This window comes from Blastococcus sp. CT_GayMR20, from assembly GCF_004570345.1.
The window spans coordinates 1-20,690 of record NZ_SPQM01000086.1 but is presented as its reverse complement, the minus strand read 5'-3'; the positions used below and the strand labels follow the sequence as shown (position 1 = coordinate 20,690).

Here is a 20,690-nt window from a genome sequence, read left to right as displayed (position 1 = left end):
GGCCGGTGAGTCAGTCGGCCTGTCCGGAGGCGACCTCGTCGGCCGTCCAGTACTCCGAGTCGATCAGGACCGACTGGATGTCGTCGGTGAAGACCGTCTCGACGGGCAGCAGGTAGGACGGGACGACCTTGACGCCGTTGTCGTAGGACTCGGTGTCGTTGGCCTCCGGCTCGTTGCCCTCGAGGAACGCCTGGGCAGCGATGACGGCCTGCTCGGCCAGCAGTCGGGTGTCCTTGAAGATCGTCGAGCTCTGGACGCCGTCGGCGATGAGCTTGACCGAGGCGATCTCGGCGTCCTGGCCGGTCACGATGGGCATCGGGTTGGCGGCGTCGATCGTCGGGCCGTAGCCGGCGTTCTGCAGCGCGGTGATGATGCCGCGGGACAGGCCGTCGTAGGGCGACAGGACGCCGTTGACCTTGGAGCCGTCGTTGTAGCTGGAGGTGAGGAGGTCCTCCATGCGCTTCTGCGCCGTCTCCTGCTGCCAGCGCAGCGTGGCGACCTGCTCGATGTCGGTCTGGCCCGACTTCACGACCAGGGTGCCGTCGTCGATCTTGGGCTGGAGGACCGACATGGCGCCGTCGAAGAAGAAGAAGGCGTTGTTGTCGTCCAGCGAACCGGCGAACAGCTCGATGTTGAACGGACCCGTGGCGGTGCCGTCGGGGGCGTCGTCGTTGGCGATGCCGAGGCCGGTCAGGAGCGCGTTGCCCTGCGCCACCCCGACCTTGAAGTTGTCGAAGCTGACGTAGAAGTCGACGTTCTCGCTGTCGCGGATGAGCCGGTCGTAGGAGATGACCGGGATGCCGGCGTCGGCCGCGGCCTGCAGCTGGCTGCTCAGCGCGGTGCCGTCGATGGCGGCGATGATCAGAGCGTCGGCGCCCTGCGTGATCATCTGGTCGACCTGCTGGGACTGGGTCGGGATGTCGTCGCCGGCGAACTGCAGGTCGACGGTGTACCCCTCGGCCTCCAGCTGCTCCTTGACGGCGTCGCCGTCGGCGATCCAGCGCTCCGAGGTCTGGGTCGGCATCGAGACACCGATCGACTGCTCCTCGTCGGAACCGCCGCCGCCCGAACCGGAGCCGCTGCCGGCGCCCTCTCCACCACAGGCCGCCAGCGTCAGCGCCAGAACGGCACTGGCGGCGGTCAAGCCGAGCTTCCTGCTCACGTTTGATCTCCTCTTCGAGACATCTGCCGCCACTCGACCCGGTCGACCCGGCGCAGGCTCGCGGCTGTGCGAGCGCCCCAATGTGAGCGCTAACAAGGCACCGCGTCAAGGCCTCGTCGCCCATTCGACGTCACGGTCGCGTAACGCTCCCGTCACCTCCGTGTGCACACGGCTGCATGCCGTGGCGCCACGCCTCCACCGCCCGCGATCAGGGGCGAAGAGACCGATCCGTCAGCGCAGGGTGACCTGCCGCGACAGCAGCCCGGCACGGGTGCGGCGCTCGTCGGCGTTCAGCGGCCCGGTGACCGACAGGGCCTGCTCCAGGCGGGTCTGGAACTCCGTCGCCGGGGTCACCCAGTCCTCGGCGGGGGTGTCGGCCGGCAGATCCCACACCGGGACGACGAGACCGAGGGCGCGGAACGCGCCGGCGTACCGGGTGCCCTCGCCGAGGAGCAGCTGGTCGGAGGCGCCGAGCCTGGCCAGCGCGTCGAGCAGGGCCTCCTCCGGCTCGGGGCGCACCCACCGCAGGTGTGCCCGCTCGTTGCCGGGCCGAACCCAGTAGGCGGCCTCGAGCCCGGGCAGCCGCACGGTGGGCAGGATGGCCTGGTTCGCCTGCTCCAGCCCGGCGTGCGCCGCCGGACCGGCGTCGGTGCCCTCGAGCCAGAAGCCGTAGTCGTCGTGGACGGTCACCTCGAACGGCGCGCTCAGGTCGAGCAGCTCCTGCAGCCGCGGGCCGGACGAACCCGCGGCACCGATCGGCCCGGGGTCGACCGGCGCGCCCGCGGGGGCCTCGAGGGCGGCGGCCAGCGCCGTCCCGAGGTCGCGGCTCACGTCGTCGGACGACGTCTGCAGCTGGACGCCGAGCACGATCTCGCCGTTGGCCCGGACCAGCGCCGGGGTCCCGCCGGGCAGCACGCTGGCCAGGGTGACGTCGCGCCCGTCCGCCGTCCGCAGGGCAGCGGTCGCCGCCGGCACCAGCTCCCGCAGCGCCACCCAGTCGGCCTCGCCGGGCAGGCCCTCGAAGGGCCGGGTGACCGGCGGGGCATAACCGGAGCCGTGGCAGTGCTTGTAGCGGCGTCCGGAGCCGCAGGGGCACGGCGCCTTCGGGTTGATCCCCTCCGGCGCGTCGGCGGTCGGGGCGGAGGAGCGCTTGCGGGACGACATGCTCTGCAGCGTATGTGGGTCCTCCCGCTGTCTTCGACCGCCATAGGCTCCGGCCGTGGCCGCCGTTCTCCTCGATCTCGCCGACCCGGCCGTCGTCGCGGACCCCTATCCCGCCTTCGCGCACGCGCGCGAGGTCGCCCCCGTGCAGTGGCACGAGGGCCTGGGCCTGTGGCTGGCGTTCACGCACGCCGAGTCGAACGCGGTGCTGCGCGACCGGAGGTTGGGCCGGATCTGGAAGGACAAGGACCCGGCCGAGCGCTTCGAGAGCTTCAACCTCATCCATCGCAACGCGATCCTGGAGATGGAGCCGCCGAACCACACCCGCCTGCGGCGGCTGATCAGCACGGCGTTCGCCCGCGGTCACGTGGAGCGGCTGCGGCCGTGGGTGGAGGAACTGGCAAGGCGGCTGGTCGACGAGCTGCTCGAGGAGTCCGCGGGCAGCCGTCCGGTCGACCTGCTGACCATGGCCGAGCAGCTGCCGGTGGCCGTGATCGCCGAGCTGCTCGGGGTGCCCGAGGCCGACCGGCCGCTGCTGCGGCCGTGGTCGAACGCGATCGTGAAGATGTACGAGTACGACCGCACCCGCGAGCGGGAGGAGGCGGCCGAGCGGGCGGCGGACGAGTTCGTCACCTACCTGCGGGGGCTGGCCGCCGACCGCCGCCGGAACCCGGGCGACGACCTGGTCAGCTCCCTGGTGGAGATCCGCGACGCGGAGGGTGACCGGCTGACGGAGGACGAGCTGGTCACCACCTGCATCCTGCTGCTCAATGCCGGCCACGAGGCGACGGTCAACGTCACCGGGAACGGCACGCTGGCGCTGCTGCGCCACCCCGGCGAGCTGGCCCGCCTGCGGGCGGACCGGTCGCTGCTGCCGACCGCGATCGAGGAGCTGATGCGGTTCGACTCGCCGCTGCAGCTGTTCGAACGCACGGCCACCGGGGACGTCGAGGTCGGGGGCGTCGTCGTCGAGGAGGGCCAGAAGATCGCGGCACTGCTCGGGTCGGCCAACCACGACCCCGCGGCGTTCGACCGGCCGGAGGTGCTCGACCTCGGCCGCTCGGACAACCCGCACATCTCCTTCGGCGCCGGGGTGCACTTCTGCATCGGGGCACCGCTGGCGCGGGTGGAGCTGCAGGCCGCTTTCGGTGCCCTGCTCGACCGGACGTCGTCCCTCGAGCTGGGCGGGGAGCCGGTCCGCCGTCCGGAATTCGTCATCCGCGGCCTCGCGGAGCTGCCCGTCGTCCTCACGTGACCGCCGACGAGGTCATCGCCGGTCTGCGGGCGCTCGCGGACCCCTCCCGGCTGCCGGGCATGGCCCGCTACGGCATCGGCACCGGGACCGCCCTCGGTGTGACGGTCACCGAACTGCGCGGCGTGGCGAGGGGGATCGGCCGCGACCACGAGCTCGCGGGCGGGCTCTGGGACAGCGGGATCCACGAGGCGCGGATCCTCGCCTCGCTGGTGGACGACCCGGCGCTCGTCGACGACGCCCAGTTCGAGCGCTGGGGGGCCGGCTTCGACTCCTGGGACCTGTGCGACCAGGTCTGCCAGAACCTCTTCCGGTACGCCCCGGCCGCCTGGACCAAGGCCACCGAGTGGACGACGCGGCCCGAGCCCTTCGTCAAGCGGGCCGGCTTCACGCTGATGGCCGGCCTGGCCGTGGCGGAGAAGAGGGCGGACGACGAGCGGTTCGCCGCCCTGCTCGGCCCGCTCGCCGCCGGCGCGGACGACGACCGGCCGCTGGTGCGCAAGGGCGCCAGCTGGGCCCTGCGCGCGATCGGGAAGCGGAGCCGGGACCTCAACCGGCGGGCGATCGAGACCGCGGAGGAACTCCGTGCGCGCGGCGGAGGGGCCCGGTGGGTCGGCACCGACGCGATGCGCGAGCTGAGCAGTCCCGCCGTGCAGGCCCGGCTCGGCAGTCGGGGCGGCGCAGCTCCGTCCCAGCTCACCCGGTGGGGTCCTGGCTCACCGTCGACACCGAGCCAGGACCCCTGATGATCAGGTGACCTGATCATCATCCCGCCTGGAAGGTGAGCCGGGTCACTGGCAGGATCCGGCCATGCGCGGCCTCATGCAGGACAGCCCACTGACCGTCGACGCGATCTTCCGCCACGTCGAGCAGCACTACGGCGACGGCACGATCGTGACCAACAACCCCAGCGGGATCACCCGCGCGACCTACGCGGAGTGGGCGCAACGCACCCGCAGGCTCGGCGGCGTCCTGGACGCGCTCGGGATCAGCGGCGACGGCCGTGTGGGCACGTTCGGCTGGAACAGCCAGCGGCACCTCGAGCTGTACTTCGCCGCGCCGTGCACCGGCCGCGTGCTGCACACGCTCAACGTGCGCCTGTTCCCCGAGCAGCTGACCTACATCGCCAACCACGCCGAGGACGAGGTCATCTTCGTCGACCGCAGCGTGCTCGGGATCCTGTGGCCGCTGATCGACACGATGACGACCGTCAAGCAGGTCGTGATCATGGACGACGGCGGCGACGCCGAGATCCCCGACGACGCCCGGGTGCTGGACTACGAGACGCTGCTCGCCGACGCCGAGCCGGTGGACTTCCACGTCACCGACGAGAACCTGGCCGCCTCCATGTGCTACACGAGCGGCACCACCGGCAACCCGAAGGGCGTCGTCTACTCCCACCGGTCGACGTTCCTGCACACGATGGGCGTCATGCAGCCCAACGCCTTCGGGCTGGGCGTCCGCGACGTCGCGATGCCCGTCGTCCCGATGTTCCACGCCAATGCCTGGGGCATCGCGCAGGCCGCGCCGGCAGCGGGCTCCTCACTGGTCATGCCCGGCGCGATGATGCAGCCGGAGAACCTGGCCACGCTGATCGTCGAGGAGGGCGTCACCTTCACCGCCGGCGTCCCGACCATCTGGCAGGGCGTGCTCCCCCACCTCGCCGGCCAGCCGCACCAGCTGCGCGACATCGGCTGCGGCGGCTCGGCGGTGCCCAAGGCGCTGAGCGAGGCCTACCGCGAGCAGGTCGGCATCCCCATCCTGCAGGCGTGGGGCATGACCGAGACCCACCCGGTGGCGTCCTCCGGCGTGCTGCCCAAGCGGTTCCAGGACGCCGACGACGAGACGAAGGCGACCCAGCGTGCCCGCGCCGGGATCCCGTTCCTGGGCGTGGAGGCCCGCATCGTCGACGCCGACACCCTCCAGGCGCAGCCCTGGGACGACACCGCCACCGGCGAGCTGCAGGTGCGGGGCCCGTGGTGCGCGAAGGACTACTACAACCCCGACGCCGGCGTGGAGCTCACCACCGAGGACGGCTGGATGAAGACCGGCGACGTCGCGGCGATGGACGCCTACGGCTCGATCCGGATCGCCGACCGCACCAAGGACCTCATCAAGTCCGGCGGCGAGTGGATCAGCTCGGTGGACCTGGAGAACGCGATCATGAGCCACCCGGCGGTGAAGGAGGCCGCCGTCGTCGGCATCCCGCACCCCAAGTGGGACGAGCGCCCGCTGGCCGCCGTCGTCCTCAAGGAGGGCGAGACCGCGACGGCGGAGGAGATCCTCGACCACATCCGGCCGCTGGTGGCCAAGTGGTGGATGCCCGACGCCGTGGAGTTCATCGACGAGGTGCCCAAGACCAGCGTCGGCAAGTTCTCCAAGAAGGACCTGCGCGCCACGTTCGCGGAGTACCAACTCCCCAGCTAGCAGCCAGAATCGCGGTTTCGGCACCTGTCCGGAGGTGCCGAAACCGCCATTTCGGCTCTCGGGTCAGCGGACGAAGGGCTCCTGGCCGGTCTCGCTGACCATCGGCTTGCCGGCGGCCTGCCAGTCGCCCATGCCGCCGGCGACGTTGACCGCGTCGTAGCCGTTCTGGTTGAGCCAGGCGGCCACCCGCGCCGACCGGCCGCCACCGCGGCAGGTCACGTAGAGCACGTCGGCCTCCGGTACCTCGTCGAGCCGCGAGGGGACGTCGCCCATCGGGATGTGGGTCGCGCCCTCGATGTGGCCGTGCACCCACTCGTCGTCCTCACGGACGTCGAGGACCACGGCATCCTCGGGGATCTGGTCGACGGACACGGTCGGGACCTGCTGCGGCATCACGCGCTCCATCGTGGCACGCGCGGGCCGGGAGGCGGTCACTGCGAGGATGAGCGGGATGACCACCGCCCCTGCCCCAGTGCGCGAGCCGGCCTGGCAGCTCTCCCGGTCCGCGATCGGCCTGTGGGTGACCGGAGCCGTCATCGAGTCGCTGGTCATGGCGGCCGCCACCGCCGCGTTCCTGCTGTTCGTCCCGGCCGACGTCGGCGGCCCGGTCCCCGCGCTGCGCTGGCTCGTGCCGATCACCGTCGCGATCGAGGCGGTGGTGATCATCGCCCTGCGTCCCCGGCTGCGGTACCGGGTGCACCGGTGGGAGATCACCGACGAGGCGGTCTACACGCAGACGGGCTGGCTCACCCGCACCTGGACGCTGGTGCCGATCTCCCGCATCCAGACCGTCGACGTCACCCGCGGGCTCTTCCAGCAGCTGTTCGGGCTGTCCACGGTCGCCGTCCTCACCGCCTCGTCGCAGGGAACCGTGCGCATCTGGCACCTGGAGGCCGACGTCGCGCAGCGGGTCGCCGACGACCTCGCGCACCGGGCCGAACAGGTCCGCGACCAGGCGACGTGAACCCCGAGCTCGACGGCCGGCGCACCTCGCCGCTGGTCGTCCTCGTGCACACGGTCACGTTCCGCCAGGCACGGCGGTTCGTACCCGCGGTCATCCCCCTGGTGGCGGCCACCGGGTTCGGCGGCGGGACGACGACCGTCGTCGCCCTCGTCGTCGGCGTCACCCTGCTGTCGCTGGGCACCGCGGCCCTGTCCTGGTGGCGGTTCCGCTACGCCGACGGCCCGACCTCCGTCGTCGTCGCGCGCGGCCTCGTCTCGCGGTCCGTGCGCACCGTGCCCAACGACCGGATCCGCGGGGTGGAGGTCGAGGCACCGCCGCTGCACCGGCTGTTCGGGCTGGTCCGGGTGCGCATCGACGCCGCTGCCGGGTCCGCGGGCAAGGACGAGGAGGTGCTCGTCGACGGCGTCTCCCGCGCCGAGGGCGACCGGCTGCGCACCGCCGTCCTCACCCACCGCGCGACCACCGTCCCGGCTGCGGACGGCGAACCGGCGCCACCCCCCGCGGAGGAGGAGTTCGGCCGCTTCGACAACCGCTGGCTGCTCTACGCGCCTCTCGTCGGCGGTTACCTCGCCGTCCCCCTGGCGGCCGTGGGGGCGCTGTTCCGCCTGCTCGACGAGCTGCCGCGCCGGTTCCAGCCGGACCTCGACGGGCCCGACCTCTCCGCCGGCGGCATCGCGGTCGTCCTGCTCGGAGTGGGGTTCCTCCTGCTGCTCGTCGTCGGTTCGGTCGTCGGCGCCGCCGTCGTCAACTGGGGCTTCCGCCTGGTCCGCCGGGGCGGCTCGCTCGTCGCCACCCGTGGACTGCTCACCCGCCGGCACACGGAACTGGAGATCGACCGGATCCGCGGCTGGACGCTGACGGAGGGCCTCGGCATGCGCTGGGTGCGGGCCGCCCGGCTGAGCGCGCTGGTCACCGGCCTCGGCGACGCCACCCGGCGGGGGCAGCTGCTGCCGCTCGGCCCGCGCGCGGAGGCGGAGACTCTCGGGCGGCGGCTCGTCGAGGACCCCCGCCCGCTCACGGCGCACCCCCTCGCCGCCCGCCGCCGACGGATCGTGCGGGCCGTCGTCGGCGGCCTGGTGGTCGCCGGGGCCGGTGGCGTCGCTACGGCGACCCTGGGCTGGTGGTGGGTGCTGGCACTGGGCGTCGCGCTGACCGTGCTCGGCGTCCCCATCGGGCTCGGCCGGTACGCCGCGCTCGGCCACGCGACCGGTCCCGGGTCCTTCACGGTGCGCAGCGGCTGGCTGGTGCGCGAACAGGCCGTGCTGCAGCGCCGCGCGGTGGTGGGCTGGCAGGTCCGGCAGTCGTTCTTCCAGCGCCGGGCCGGGCTCGCGACCGTGCTGGCCTGCGTCGGCGCCGGACGCGGGGGCTACTCCGCCATCGACCTCGCGGCCGACGAGGTCGCCGGCTTCACCGCCGCGGCGTCCGGGGACTGGGCGGGCACCTTCCGGTCCTGACCTGGCGATCGGCGTCGGTGGCCGGCGGTATCTTCCGGTCCCGCTGAGAGGAGTCGCCATGGACGTCGACACCAACCAACCGCTCGGGACGCCGACCTGGATCGACCTGGGGGTGCCCGACCTCGACCGGGCCCTGGACTTCTACGGCGCGGTCTTCGGCTGGGAGTTCTCGATCGGCCCGGAGGAGTACGGGCGGTACACGACCTGCCTGCTCCGCGGCCGCCGGGTCGCCGCGATCGCACCCACCACCGATGAGTCGGCGGGCCGTTTCTGGAACGTCTACCTCGCGACGCCCGACTGCGACGCCACCACCGAGCGCACCCGGCGGGCCGGCGGCACCGTGCTCGCCGAGCCGGACGACGTGATGACCCAGGGACGCATGGCCCTCGTCCGCGACCCCGTGGGGGCTCAGTTCGGGCTGTGGCAGGGGCGCGACCACATCGGCTGCCAGGTGGTCGACGAACCCGGGTCCCTCGTGCGCAACGACCTGGTCACGCCCGATCCCGAACCGGCGCGGGCGTTCTACGCGGCCGTCTTCGACTTCAGCCTCGACCGCAACGACGACATGCCGGAGGCGAACTTCACCTTCCTCCGCCGTCCCGACGGGCACGAGGTCGGCGGCATCATGGGCACGCCGGGCGGTGCGTCGGCATGGAGCACCACGTTCGAGGTGGCCGGCACCGACGAGGTCGTGCGCCGGGCCGTCCACGCCGGGGGCAGCTGCGACGGGGCGACCGACTTCCTGTACGGCCGGCTGGCCACGATCACCGATCCCTTCGGCGCCGAGTTCGCGGTGATCACCCGACCCGAGGGGTGACCAGACCTCGCGCGAGCGCCGCGGCCGCGTCCGGGTGGTCGGCGGCCAGCAGCCCCACGGCCGCGAGGACGTACTGCCGGTCGACGACCACCGGGGTGCCGTCGAGGATGCTGCCGGCCCCGCCGGCGTCGGCCGCCACGCGCGCGACCACCCCCGCCACGGCGGCCGGCGTCGCGTGCCGGAACACCCCGCCCGAGAGCACCACGAGCCCCGCCGACCGGGCGCTGGCCCCGCCGGGCCCGTAGCCGGCCTCGGCCCGCAGGTGCCGGCGGAGGGCGATCGTCGCCGCGGCACCGCCCAGCTCCAGCGGCTCGTCCCCCGGCACGGGCAGGCCCTCGGCCGCGGCCGCCGTCCGGAGCGCGTCGAAGCTCCACGAGACCCCGAGATCGCCCTCGACGGTCCGCCGCCGGGCGGGCACCCCGACGGCCTCGCGGCCGAGCGTCGCCTGCTCCGCGTCGGGATCGGGGACGCAGTAGACGTCGGTGGTGGCCCCGCCGACGTCCAGGACGACGACGGAGACGCGGTCGGGGGCCAGCTCCCGGGCCAGCACGGTGACCCCCTCCAGGACGGCGTCCGGCGTCACGGCCCGCACCCACGCGCGCAGCCGGGGATCGGTCGAGAGCCGGTCGCCGCCGATGACGTGCTCGAGGAAGACCCCGCGGATCGCCGTCCGGGCCGACTCCGGCGCCAGCCGGCCGATGTCGGGCAGCACGTTGTCCGCCTCGGTGACCGGGAGCCCACCGCCGCGCAGCACCGCGGCGACCTCCTCGCGCACCGCCGCGTTGCCGGCCAGCACGACCGGGACGGACCAGTCCGCTCCCGCGAGCGTCGCCGCGTTGGCCCGCAGCACCGATGCCTCACCGCCGTCCGTGCCGCCGACCAGCAGGACGACGTCGGGCGCGCAGCTGCGCAGTGCGGTCAGGGCCGCCTCGTCCAGCACGCCGGCCGCGACGTGGACCACCCGGGCGCCGGCCGACAGCGCGGCCCGGTGCCCGGCCTCGGCGCTGATCAGCTCCTCGTAGCCGACCACCGCCAGCCGCAGCCCGCCGCCGGCGCTGGAACAGGCGAGAACCGGTGCGTCGGGGAACTCCGCCGTCGCGGCCAGCACGCCGGTGACGACGTCGTCGAGGGTGGTCGGGGACTGCGCCGTGGCCAGCAGCGCGCCGGTGGCGGGCTGCGGCTGGCGGTGGTCGGCTACGAGGAGCTGATCAGCGCCGAGGCCGGGCACCGGGCCGCGCTGTCGGCCGGCGCCCGGGTGGTCCACGTCGCGGCCGGCGTGCTGGACGAGGCGGCCCTGACCGCACTGCGCAGCTGCGCGCCCGACGTCGTCCTGCTGGTCGGCGGCACGGACGGCGGTGAGGCATCGGTGCTGCGGGCCAACGCGGCGACGCTCGCGGGAGCGGACTGGTCCGTCCCGGTCGTGCTGGCCGGCAACGCGGCGGTGCGCGAGGAGGTCGCCGCGGTGCTGCGCGGCGGTGGGCTCCCGGTCACCGAGGCGGACAACGTGCTGCCCGACATCGGCCGGCTGGCGCCGGAGTCGGCCCGGACGGCGATCCGCGGGGTCTTCCTCGAGCACGTCATCGGCGGCGACCGGCTCTCGACCGATCCCCGGCTGCGCGCGTGGGTGCGGGCCGTGACGCCGGACGCCGTCCTGGAGGGGGTCACCGTGCTGGCCCGGGAGCTGGCCCCCGACCGCGTCTCCGTCGTCGTCCTGGACGTCGGCGGGGCCACCACCGACGTCTACTGCGTCCCCGATCCCGACGCGGAGCAGGCGACGCTCGGCCGCGAGGCCGTCGGGGTGCCCGCCCGGCGGCGGACCGTCGAGGGCGATCTCGGGGTCTCGTGGAGCTTCGACGCGCTCCGGACGGCGGCCGCGGCCGAGGGCCTGCCCGTGCCGGGGGACGAGCCGCTGGAGCTGGGCGGTGCCGCGGCGACGATCGCCCTCCGCCGGCACCTGCGGGCCGAGGCCGGCTACGGGCCCGGCGGGGCCAGCGCCCGGTCGGCGGGGCTCGTGGTGCTCTCGGGCGGGGTGTTCCGGCACGCGACGCCGGCCGCCGTGGCGGGGGTGGTCGCGCGCGTGGCGGCCGACGCCGGCGGGGCCGGCAGCATCCTCGACGGCACCCCGGTGGTCGTCGACCGGCAGTACGTCCTCGCGGCCGTGGGGCTGCTGGCCGCCGACCACCCGGACGCGGCCGCGGCGCTCGCGCGAGGTCTGGTCACCCCTCGGGTCGGGTGATCACCGCGAACTCGGCGCCGAAGGGATCGGTGATCGTGGCCAGCCGGCCGTACAGGAAGTCGGTCGCCCCGTCGCAGCTGCCCCCGGCGTGGACGGCCCGGCGCACGACCTCGTCGGTGCCGGCCACCTCGAACGTGGTGCTCCATGCCGACGCACCGCCCGGCGTGCCCATGATGCCGCCGACCTCGTGCCCGTCGGGACGGCGGAGGAAGGTGAAGTTCGCCTCCGGCATGTCGTCGTTGCGGTCGAGGCTGAAGTCGAAGACGGCCGCGTAGAACGCCCGCGCCGGTTCGGGATCGGGCGTGACCAGGTCGTTGCGCACGAGGGACCCGGGTTCGTCGACCACCTGGCAGCCGATGTGGTCGCGCCCCTGCCACAGCCCGAACTGAGCCCCCACGGGGTCGCGGACGAGGGCCATGCGTCCCTGGGTCATCACGTCGTCCGGCTCGGCGAGCACGGTGCCGCCGGCCCGCCGGGTGCGCTCGGTGGTGGCGTCGCAGTCGGGCGTCGCGAGGTAGACGTTCCAGAAACGGCCCGCCGACTCATCGGTGGTGGGTGCGATCGCGGCGACCCGGCGGCCGCGGAGCAGGCAGGTCGTGTACCGCCCGTACTCCTCCGGGCCGATCGAGAACTCCCAGCCGAAGACCGCGCCGTAGAAGTCCAGGGCCCGGTCGAGGTCGGGCACCCCCAGGTCGATCCAGGTCGGCGTCCCGAGCGGTTGGTTGGTGTCGACGTCCATGGCGACTCCTCTCAGCGGGACCGGAAGATACCGCCGGCCACCGACGCCGATCGCCAGGTCAGGACCGGAAGGTGCCCGCCCAGTCCCCGGACGCCGCGGCGGTGAAGCCGGCGACCTCGTCGGCCGCGAGGTCGATGGCGGAGTAGCCCCCGCGTCCGGCGCCGACGCAGGCCAGCACGGTCGCGAGCCCGGCCCGGCGCTGGAAGAACGACTGCCGGACCTGCCAGCCCACCACCGCGCGGCGCTGCAGCACGGCCTGTTCGCGCACCAGCCAGCCGCTGCGCACCGTGAAGGACCCGGGACCGGTCGCGTGGCCGAGCGCGGCGTACCGGCCGAGCCCGATGGGGACGCCGAGCACGGTCAGCGCGACGCCCAGTGCCAGCACCCACCACCAGCCCAGGGTCGCCGTAGCGACGCCACCGGCCCCGGCGACCACCAGGCCGCCGACGACGGCCCGCACGATCCGTCGGCGGCGGGCGGCGAGGGGGTGCGCCGTGAGCGGGCGGGGGTCCTCGACGAGCCGCCGCCCGAGAGTCTCCGCCTCCGCGCGCGGGCCGAGCGGCAGCAGCTGCCCCCGCCGGGTGGCGTCGCCGAGGCCGGTGACCAGCGCGCTCAGCCGGGCGGCCCGCACCCAGCGCATGCCGAGGCCCTCCGTCAGCGTCCAGCCGCGGATCCGGTCGATCTCCAGTTCCGTGTGCCGGCGGGTGAGCAGTCCACGGGTGGCGACGAGCGAGCCGCCCCGGCGGACCAGGCGGAAGCCCCAGTTGACGACGGCGGCGCCGACGACCGAACCGACGACGAGCAGCAGGAGGAACCCCACTCCGAGCAGGACGACCGCGATGCCGCCGGCGGAGAGGTCGGGCCCGTCGAGGTCCGGCTGGAACCGGCGCGGCAGCTCGTCGAGCAGGCGGAACAGCGCCCCCACGGCCGCCAGGGGGACGGCGAGGTAACCGCCGACGAGAGGCGCGTAGAGCAGCCAGCGGTTGTCGAAGCGGCCGAACTCCTCCTCCGCGGGGGGTGGCGCCGGTTCGCCGTCCGCAGCCGGGACGGTGGTCGCGCGGTGGGTGAGGACGGCGGTGCGCAGCCGGTCGCCCTCGGCGCGGGAGACGCCGTCGACGAGCACCTCCTCGTCCTTGCCCGCGGACCCGGCAGCGGCGTCGATGCGCACCCGGACCAGCCCGAACAGCCGGTGCAGCGGCGGTGCCTCGACCTCCACCCCGCGGATCCGGTCGTTGGGCACGGTGCGCACGGACCGCGAGACGAGGCCGCGCGCGACGACGACGGAGGTCGGGCCGTCGGCGTAGCGGAACCGCCACCAGGACAGGGCCGCGGTGCCCAGCGACAGCAGGGTGACGCCGACGACGAGGGCGACGACGGTCGTCGTCCCGCCGCCGAACCCGGTGGCCGCCACCAGGGGGATGACCGCGGGTACGAACCGCCGTGCCTGGCGGAACGTGACCGTGTGCACGAGGACGACCAGCGGCGAGGTGCGCCGGCCGTCGAGCTCGGGGTTCACGTCGCCTGGTCGCGGACCTGTTCGGCCCGGTGCGCGAGGTCGTCGGCGACCCGCTGCGCGACGTCGGCCTCCAGGTGCCAGATGCGCACGGTTCCCTGCGACGAGGCGGTGAGGACGGCGACCGTGGACAGCCCGAACAGCTGCTGGAAGAGCCCGCGGGTGACGTCGACGGTCTGGATGCGGGAGATCGGCACCAGCGTCCAGGTGCGGGTGAGCCAGCCCGTCTGCGTGTAGACCGCCTCGTCGGTGATCTCCCACCGGTGCACCCGGTACCGCAGCCGGGGACGCAGGGCGATGATCACCACCGCCTCGATCGCGACGGTGATCGGCACGAGCCAGCGCAGCGCGGGGACCGGGCCGCCGACGTCGGCCGGGACGAACAGCAGGAACGCGGCGGTGGCGGCCGCCATGACCAGCGACTCGATGACGGCTCCGGTCACCCACAGGCCGATCGCGGACCGGGAGAGCTGCCAGGCCGGCTCGCGCACTGGGGCAGGGGCGGTGGTCATCCCGCTCATCCTCGCAGTGACCGCCTCCCGGCCCGCGCGTGCCACGATGGAGCGCGTGATGCCGCAGCAGGTCCCGACCGTGTCCGTCGACCAGATCCCCGAGGATGCCGTGGTCCTCGACGTCCGTGAGGACGACGAGTGGGTGCACGGCCACATCGAGGGCGCGACCCACATCCCGATGGGCGACGTCCCCTCGCGGCTCGACGAGGTACCGGAGGCCGACGTGCTCTACGTGACCTGCCGCGGTGGCGGCCGGTCGGCGCGGGTGGCCGCCTGGCTCAACCAGAACGGCTACGACGCGGTCAACGTCGCCGGCGGCATGGGCGACTGGCAGGCCGCCGGCAAGCCGATGGTCAGCGAGACCGGCCAGGAGCCCTTCGTCCGCTGACCCGAGAGCCGAAATGGCGGTTTCGGCACCTCCGGACAGGTGCCGAAACCGCGATTCTGGCTGCTAGCTGGGGAGTTGGTACTCCGCGAACGTGGCGCGCAGGTCCTTCTTGGAGAACTTGCCGACGCTGGTCTTGGGCACCTCGTCGATGAACTCCACGGCGTCGGGCATCCACCACTTGGCCACCAGCGGCCGGATGTGGTCGAGGATCTCCTCCGCCGTCGCGGTCTCGCCCTCCTTGAGGACGACGGCGGCCAGCGGGCGCTCGTCCCACTTGGGGTGCGGGATGCCGACGACGGCGGCCTCCTTCACCGCCGGGTGGCTCATGATCGCGTTCTCCAGGTCCACCGAGCTGATCCACTCGCCGCCGGACTTGATGAGGTCCTTGGTGCGGTCGGCGATCCGGATCGAGCCGTAGGCGTCCATCGCCGCGACGTCGCCGGTCTTCATCCAGCCGTCCTCGGTGGTGAGCTCCACGCCGGCGTCGGGGTTGTAGTAGTCCTTCGCGCACCACGGGCCCCGCACCTGCAGCTCGCCGGTGGCGGTGTCGTCCCAGGGCTGCGCCTGGAGGGTGTCGGCGTCGACGATGCGGGCCTCCACGCCCAGGAACGGGATCCCGGCGCGGGCACGCTGGGTCGCCTTCGTCTCGTCGTCGGCGTCCTGGAACCGCTTGGGCAGCACGCCGGAGGACGCCACCGGGTGGGTCTCGGTCATGCCCCACGCCTGCAGGATGGGGATGCCGACCTGCTCGCGGTAGGCCTCGCTCAGCGCCTTGGGCACCGCCGAGCCGCCGCAGCCGATGTCGCGCAGCTGGTGCGGCTGGCCGGCGAGGTGGGGGAGCACGCCCTGCCAGATGGTCGGGACGCCGGCGGTGAAGGTGACGCCCTCCTCGACGATCAGCGTGGCCAGGTTCTCCGGCTGCATCATCGCGCCGGGCATGACCAGTGAGGAGCCCGCTGCCGGCGCGGCCTGCGCGATGCCCCAGGCATTGGCGTGGAACATCGGGACGACGGGCATCGCGACGTCGCGGACGCCCAGCCCGAAGGCGTTGGGCTGCATGACGCCCATCGTGTGCAGGAACGTCGACCGGTGGGAGTAGACGACGCCCTTCGGGTTGCCGGTGGTGCCGCTCGTGTAGCACATGGAGGCGGCCAGGTTCTCGTCGGTGACGTGGAAGTCCACCGGCTCGGCGTCGGCGAGCAGCGTCTCGTAGTCCAGCACCCGGGCGTCGTCGGGGATCTCGGCGTCGCCGCCGTCGTCCATGATCACGACCTGCTTGACGGTCGTCATCGTGTCGATCAGCGGCCACAGGATCCCGAGCACGCTGCGGTCGACGAAGATGACCTCGTCCTCGGCGTGGTTGGCGATGTAGGTCAGCTGCTCGGGGAACAGGCGCACGTTGAGCGTGTGCAGCACGCGGCCGGTGCACGGCGCGGCGAAGTACAGCTCGAGGTGCCGCTGGCTGTTCCAGCCGAACGTGCCCACACGGCCGTCGCCGCTGATCCCGAGCGCGTCCAGGACGCCGCCGAGCCTGCGGGTGCGTTGCGCCCACTCCGCGTAGGTCGCGCGGGTGATCCCGCTGGGGTTGTTGGTCACGATCGTGCCGTCGCCGTAGTGCTGCTCGACGTGGCGGAAGATCGCGTCGACGGTCAGTGGGCTGTCCTGCATGAGGCCGCGCATGGCCGGATCCTGCCAGTGACCCGGCTCACCTTCCAGGCGGGATGATGATCAGGTCACCTGATCATCAGGGGTCCTGGCTCGGTGTCGACGGTGAGCCAGGACCCCACCGGGTGAGCTGGGACGGAGCTGCGCCGCCCCGACTGCCGAGCCGGGCCTGCACGGCGGGACTGCTCAGCTCGCGCATCGCGTCGGTGCCGACCCACCGGGCCCCTCCGCCGCGCGCACGGAGTTCCTCCGCGGTCTCGATCGCCCGCCGGTTGAGGTCCCGGCTCCGCTTCCCGATCGCGCGCAGGGCCCAGCTGGCGCCCTTGCGCACCAGCGGCCGGTCGTCGTCCGCGCCGGCGGCGAGCGGGCCGAGCAGGGCGGCGAACCGCTCGTCGTCCGCCCTCTTCTCCGCCACGGCCAGGCCGGCCATCAGCGTGAAGCCGGCCCGCTTGACGAAGGGCTCGGGCCGCGTCGTCCACTCGGTGGCCTTGGTCCAGGCGGCCGGGGCGTACCGGAAGAGGTTCTGGCAGACCTGGTCGCACAGGTCCCAGGAGTCGAAGCCGGCCCCCCAGCGCTCGAACTGGGCGTCGTCGACGAGCGCCGGGTCGTCCACCAGCGAGGCGAGGATCCGCGCCTCGTGGATCCCGCTGTCCCAGAGCCCGCCCGCGAGCTCGTGGTCGCGGCCGATCCCCCTCGCCACGCCGCGCAGTTCGGTGACCGTCACACCGAGGGCGGTCCCGGTGCCGATGCCGTAGCGGGCCATGCCCGGCAGCCGGGAGGGGTCCGCGAGCGCCCGCAGACCGGCGATGACCTCGTCGGCGGTCACGTGAGGACGACGGGCAGCTCCGCGAGGCCGCGGATGACGAATTCCGGACGGCGGACCGGCTCCCCGCCCAGCTCGAGGGACGACGTCCGGTCGAGCAGGGCACCGAAAGCGGCCTGCAGCTCCACCCGCGCCAGCGGTGCCCCGATGCAGAAGTGCACCCCGGCGCCGAAGGAGATGTGCGGGTTGTCCGAGCGGCCGAGGTCGAGCACCTCCGGCCGGTCGAACGCCGCGGGGTCGTGGTTGGCCGACCCGAGCAGTGCCGCGATCTTCTGGCCCTCCTCGACGACGACGCCCCCGACCTCGACGTCCCCGGTGGCCGTGCGTTCGAACAGCTGCAGCGGCGAGTCGAACCGCATCAGCTCCTCGATCGCGGTCGGCAGCAGCGACCGGTCCGCCCGCAGGCGGGCCAGCTCGCCGGGGTGGCGCAGCAGCGCCAGCGTGCCGTTCCCGGTGACGTTGACCGTCGCCTCGTGGCCGGCATTGAGCAGCAGGATGCAGGTGGTGACCAGCTCGTCCTCCGTCAGCCGGTCACCCTCCGCGTCGCGGATCTCCACCAGGGAGCTGACCAGGTCGTCGCCCGGGTTCCGGCGGCGGTCGGCGGCCAGCCCCCGCAGGTAGGTGACGAACTCGTCCGCCGCCCGCTCGGCCGCCTCCTCCCGCTCGCGGGTGCGGTCGTACTCGTACATCTTCACGATCGCGTTCGACCACGGCCGCAGCAGCGGCCGGTCGGCCTCGGGCACCCCGAGCAGCTCGGCGATCACGGCCACCGGCAGCTGCTCGGCCATGGTCAGCAGGTCGACCGGACGGCTGCCCGCGGACTCCTCGAGCAGCTCGTCGACCAGCCGCCTTGCCAGTTCCTCCACCCACGGCCGCAGCCGCTCCACGTGACCGCGGGCGAACGCCGTGCTGATCAGCCGCCGCAGGCGGGTGTGGTTCGGCGGCTCCATCTCCAGGATCGCGTTGCGATGGATGAGGTTGAAGCTCTCGAAGCGCTCGGCCGGGTCCTTGTCCTTCCAGATCCGGCCCAACCTCCGGTCGCGCAGCACCGCGTTCGACTCGGCGTGCGTGAACGCCAGCCACAGGCCCAGGCCCTCGTGCCACTGCACGGGGGCGACCTCGCGCGCGTGCGCGAAGGCGGGATAGGGGTCCGCGACGACGGCCGGGTCGGCGAGATCGAGGAGAACGGCGGCCACGGCCGGAGCCTATGGCGGTCGAAGACAGCGGGAGGACCCACATACGCTGCAGAGCATGTCGTCCCGCAAGCGCTCCTCCGCCCCGACCGCCGACGCGCCGGAGGGGATCAACCCGAAGGCGCCGTGCCCCTGCGGCTCCGGACGCCGCTACAAGCACTGCCACGGCTCCGGTTATGCCCCGCCGGTCACCCGGCCCTTCGAGGGCCTGCCCGGCGAGGCCGACTGGGTGGCGCTGCGGGAGCTGGTGCCGGCGGCGACCGCTGCCCTGCGGACGGCGGACGGGCGCGACGTCACCCTGGCCAGCGTGCTGCCCGGCGGGACCCCGGCGCTGGTCCGGGCCAACGGCGAGATCGTGCTCGGCGTCCAGCTGCAGACGTCGTCCGACGACGTGAGCCGCGACCTCGGGACGGCGCTGGCCGCCGCCCTCGAGGCCCCCGCGGGCGCGCCGGTCGACCCCGGGCCGATCGGTGCCGCGGGTTCGTCCGGCCCGCGGCTGCAGGAGCTGCTCGACCTGAGCGCGCCGTTCGAGGTGACCGTCCACGACGACTACGGCTTCTGGCTCGAGGGCACCGACGCCGGTCCGGCGGCGCACGCCGGGCTGGAGCAGGCGAACCAGGCCATCCTGCCCACCGTGCGGCTGCCCGGGCTCGAGGCCGCCTACTGGGTTCGGCCCGGCAACGAGCGGGCACACCTGCGGTGGGTGCGCCCCGAGCCGGAGGAGGCCCTGCTCGACGCGCTGGCCAGGCTCGGCGCCTCCGACCAGCTGCTCCTCGGCGAGGGCACCCGGTACGCCGGCGCGTTCCGCGCCCTCGGTCTCGTCGTCCCGGTGTGGGATCTGCCGGCCGACACCCCCGCCGAGGACTGGGTGACCCCGGCGACGGAGTTCCAGACCCGCCTGGAGCAGGCCCTGTCGGTCACCGGGCCGCTGAACGCCGACGAGCGCCGCACCCGTGCCGGGCTGCTGTCGCGGCAGGTCACCCTGCGCTGACGGATCGGTCTCTTCGCCCCTGATCGCGGGCGGTGGAGGCGTGGCGCCACGGCATGCAGCCGTGTGCACACGGAGGTGACGGGAGCGTTACGCGACCGTGACGTCGAATGGGCGACGAGGCCTTGACGCGGTGCCTTGTTAGCGCTCACATTGGGGCGCTCGCACAGCCGCGAGCCTGCGCCGGGTCGACCGGGTCGAGTGGCGGCAGATGTCTCGAAGAGGAGATCAAACGTGAGCAGGAAGCTCGGCTTGACCGCCGCCAGTGCCGTTCTGGCGCTGACGCTGGCGGCCTGTGGTGGAGAGGGCGCCGGCAGCGGCTCCGGTTCGGGCGGCGGCGGTTCCGACGAGGAGCAGTCGATCGGTGTCTCGATGCCGACCCAGACCTCGGAGCGCTGGATCGCCGACGGCGACGCCGTCAAGGAGCAGCTGGAGGCCGAGGGGTACACCGTCGACCTGCAGTTCGCCGGCGACGACATCCCGACCCAGTCCCAGCAGGTCGACCAGATGATCACGCAGGGCGCCGACGCTCTGATCATCGCCGCCATCGACGGCACCGCGCTGAGCAGCCAGCTGCAGGCCGCGGCCGACGCCGGCATCCCGGTCATCTCCTACGACCGGCTCATCCGCGACAGCGAGAACGTCGACTTCTACGTCAGCTTCGACAACTTCAAGGTCGGGGTGGCGCAGGGCAACGCGCTCCTGACCGGCCTCGGCATCGCCAACGACGACGCCCCCGACGGCACCGCCACGGGTCCGTTCAACATCGAGCTGTTCGCCGGTTCGCTGGACGACAACAACGCCTTCTTCTTCTTCGACGGCGCCATGTCGGTCCTCCAGCCCAAGATCGACGACGGCACCCTGGTCGTGAAGTCGGGCCAGACCGACATCGAGCAGGTCGCCACGCTGCGCTGGCAGCAGGAGACGGCGCAGAAGCGCATGGAGGACCTCCTCACCTCCAGCTACAACGACGGCTCCAAGGTCAACGGCGTCCTGTCGCCCTACGACGGCCTGTCCCGCGGCATCATCACCGCGCTGCAGAACGCCGGCTACGGCCCGACGATCGACGCCGCCAACCCGATGCCCATCGTGACCGGCCAGGACGCCGAGATCGCCTCGGTCAAGCTCATCGCCGACGGCGTCCAGAGCTCGACGATCTTCAAGGACACCCGACTGCTGGCCGAGCAGGCCGTCATCGCTGCCCAGGCGTTCCTCGAGGGCAACGAGCCGGAGGCCAACGACACCGAGTCCTACGACAACGGCGTCAAGGTCGTCCCGTCCTACCTGCTGCCCGTCGAGACGGTCTTCACCGACGACATCCAGTCGGTCCTGATCGACTCGGAGTACTGGACGGCCGACGAGGTCGCCTCCGGACAGGCCGACTGACTCACCGGCC

General features: G+C 73.3%; 20 protein-coding genes. 10 read left to right on the top strand and 10 right to left on the bottom strand.

The window, feature by feature from the left end; all coding sequences use genetic code 11:
* Positions 1–10: 10 nt before the first annotated feature.
* A complete protein-coding gene (gene chvE / locus E4P40_RS18035; RefSeq protein WP_135159885.1) occupies positions 11–1,162 on the bottom strand; it encodes a multiple monosaccharide ABC transporter substrate-binding protein in 1,152 nt (383 codons plus the stop codon).
* 231 nt (positions 1,163–1,393) lie between these two features.
* Positions 1,394–2,326, bottom strand: a complete 933-nt coding sequence (locus E4P40_RS18030; RefSeq protein WP_135159886.1) for a DUF5926 family protein — start codon at positions 2,324–2,326, stop codon at positions 1,394–1,396.
* Between the two features lie 55 nt (positions 2,327–2,381).
* Here E4P40_RS18030 and E4P40_RS18025 point away from each other — a divergent pair, with 55 nt between their 5' ends.
* The 3 genes from E4P40_RS18025 to E4P40_RS18015 all read left to right on the top strand — a co-directional run bounded on the left by E4P40_RS18025 (position 2,382) and on the right by E4P40_RS18015 (position 6,002).
* Positions 2,382–3,578, top strand: coding sequence for a cytochrome P450 (locus tag E4P40_RS18025; protein WP_135159887.1), 1,197 nt, complete (start codon positions 2,382–2,384; stop codon positions 3,576–3,578).
* Positions 3,575–4,321, top strand: a complete 747-nt coding sequence (locus E4P40_RS18020; protein ID WP_209305393.1) for a DNA alkylation repair protein — start codon at positions 3,575–3,577, stop codon at positions 4,319–4,321. The genes E4P40_RS18025 and E4P40_RS18020 overlap by 4 nt, the downstream gene beginning before the upstream one ends.
* A gap of 64 nt (positions 4,322–4,385) precedes the next feature.
* Entirely contained in the window at positions 4,386–6,002 is a 1,617-nt protein-coding gene (locus E4P40_RS18015) for a long-chain fatty acid--CoA ligase (protein ID WP_135159888.1), read from the top strand.
* Between the two features lie 63 nt (positions 6,003–6,065).
* Here E4P40_RS18015 and E4P40_RS18010 read toward each other — a convergent pair whose 3' ends face one another.
* Positions 6,066–6,395, bottom strand: coding sequence for a rhodanese-like domain-containing protein (locus E4P40_RS18010; RefSeq protein WP_245160418.1), 330 nt, complete (start codon positions 6,393–6,395; stop codon positions 6,066–6,068).
* A 58-nt stretch (positions 6,396–6,453) separates the two neighbouring features.
* Between E4P40_RS18010 and E4P40_RS18005 the strand changes: the two genes are divergently transcribed.
* The 3 genes from E4P40_RS18005 to E4P40_RS17995 are packed head-to-tail and all read left to right on the top strand — an operon-like array spanning position 6,454 to position 9,237.
* Positions 6,454–6,966 carry a PH domain-containing protein gene (locus tag E4P40_RS18005; protein ID WP_135159889.1) on the top strand — a complete coding sequence of 171 codons (513 nt, stop codon included), beginning with the start codon at positions 6,454–6,456 and terminating at the stop codon, positions 6,964–6,966.
* Entirely contained in the window at positions 6,963–8,420 is a 1,458-nt protein-coding gene (locus E4P40_RS18000; RefSeq protein WP_135159890.1) for a PH domain-containing protein, read from the top strand. Before E4P40_RS18005 ends, E4P40_RS18000 begins: the two co-directional genes overlap by 4 nt.
* A gap of 58 nt (positions 8,421–8,478) precedes the next feature.
* A complete protein-coding gene (locus E4P40_RS17995) occupies positions 8,479–9,237 on the top strand; it encodes a VOC family protein (protein WP_135159891.1) in 759 nt (252 codons plus the stop codon).
* Here the strand turns inward: E4P40_RS17995 and E4P40_RS28180 are convergent.
* Complete coding sequence (locus tag E4P40_RS28180) at positions 9,218–10,465, bottom strand: glutamate mutase L (protein ID WP_167762282.1); 1,248 nt, start codon at positions 10,463–10,465, stop codon at positions 9,218–9,220. The two genes, E4P40_RS17995 and E4P40_RS28180, sit on opposite strands and share 20 nt — an antisense overlap.
* On the opposite strand from E4P40_RS28180, the gene E4P40_RS28175 reads away from it, so the two are divergent.
* Complete coding sequence (locus tag E4P40_RS28175) at positions 10,424–11,473, top strand: glutamate mutase L (protein WP_167762281.1); 1,050 nt, start codon at positions 10,424–10,426, stop codon at positions 11,471–11,473. The genes E4P40_RS28180 and E4P40_RS28175 overlap by 42 nt on opposite strands.
* On the opposite strand, the gene E4P40_RS17980 is transcribed toward E4P40_RS28175, so the two are convergent.
* Genes E4P40_RS17980 through E4P40_RS17970 form a run of 3 tightly spaced genes read right to left on the bottom strand, consistent with a single transcriptional unit; the run spans position 11,454 to position 14,237 of the window.
* On the bottom strand, positions 11,454–12,212 hold the full coding sequence (locus E4P40_RS17980) for a VOC family protein (protein ID WP_135159891.1): 759 nt from the start codon (positions 12,210–12,212) through the stop codon (positions 11,454–11,456). The genes E4P40_RS28175 and E4P40_RS17980 overlap by 20 nt on opposite strands.
* Before the next feature lie 58 nt (positions 12,213–12,270).
* Entirely contained in the window at positions 12,271–13,728 is a 1,458-nt protein-coding gene (locus E4P40_RS17975) for a PH domain-containing protein (protein ID WP_135159890.1), read from the bottom strand.
* Positions 13,725–14,237 (bottom strand): PH domain-containing protein, encoded by a 513-nt coding sequence (locus tag E4P40_RS17970; protein ID WP_135159889.1) that lies wholly within the window; start codon positions 14,235–14,237, stop codon positions 13,725–13,727. The genes E4P40_RS17975 and E4P40_RS17970 overlap by 4 nt, the downstream gene beginning before the upstream one ends.
* A 58-nt stretch (positions 14,238–14,295) precedes the next feature.
* On the opposite strand from E4P40_RS17970, the gene E4P40_RS17965 reads away from it, so the two are divergent.
* Entirely contained in the window at positions 14,296–14,625 is a 330-nt protein-coding gene (locus E4P40_RS17965) for a rhodanese-like domain-containing protein (RefSeq protein WP_245160418.1), read from the top strand.
* A gap of 63 nt (positions 14,626–14,688) precedes the next feature.
* On the opposite strand, the gene E4P40_RS17960 is transcribed toward E4P40_RS17965, so the two are convergent.
* From E4P40_RS17960 to E4P40_RS17950, 3 genes are all read right to left on the bottom strand, one after another.
* Positions 14,689–16,305 carry a long-chain fatty acid--CoA ligase gene (locus tag E4P40_RS17960; RefSeq protein WP_135159888.1) on the bottom strand — a complete coding sequence of 539 codons (1,617 nt, stop codon included), beginning with the start codon at positions 16,303–16,305 and terminating at the stop codon, positions 14,689–14,691.
* Positions 16,306–16,369: 64 nt separating this feature from the next.
* Positions 16,370–17,116 carry a DNA alkylation repair protein gene (locus E4P40_RS17955; protein WP_209305393.1) on the bottom strand — a complete coding sequence of 249 codons (747 nt, stop codon included), beginning with the start codon at positions 17,114–17,116 and terminating at the stop codon, positions 16,370–16,372.
* The gene (locus E4P40_RS17950) at positions 17,113–18,309 is read right to left on the bottom strand and encodes a cytochrome P450 (RefSeq protein WP_135159887.1); all 1,197 of its coding nucleotides are present in this window, start codon (positions 18,307–18,309) and stop codon (positions 17,113–17,115) included. The genes E4P40_RS17955 and E4P40_RS17950 overlap by 4 nt, the downstream gene beginning before the upstream one ends.
* 55 nt (positions 18,310–18,364) lie before the next feature.
* Between E4P40_RS17950 and E4P40_RS17945 the strand changes: the two genes are divergently transcribed.
* Positions 18,365–19,297, top strand: coding sequence for a DUF5926 family protein (locus E4P40_RS17945; protein ID WP_135159886.1), 933 nt, complete (start codon positions 18,365–18,367; stop codon positions 19,295–19,297).
* A gap of 231 nt (positions 19,298–19,528) precedes the next feature.
* A complete protein-coding gene (gene chvE, locus E4P40_RS17940; protein ID WP_135159885.1) occupies positions 19,529–20,680 on the top strand; it encodes a multiple monosaccharide ABC transporter substrate-binding protein in 1,152 nt (383 codons plus the stop codon).
* Positions 20,681–20,690 lie beyond the last annotated feature (10 nt).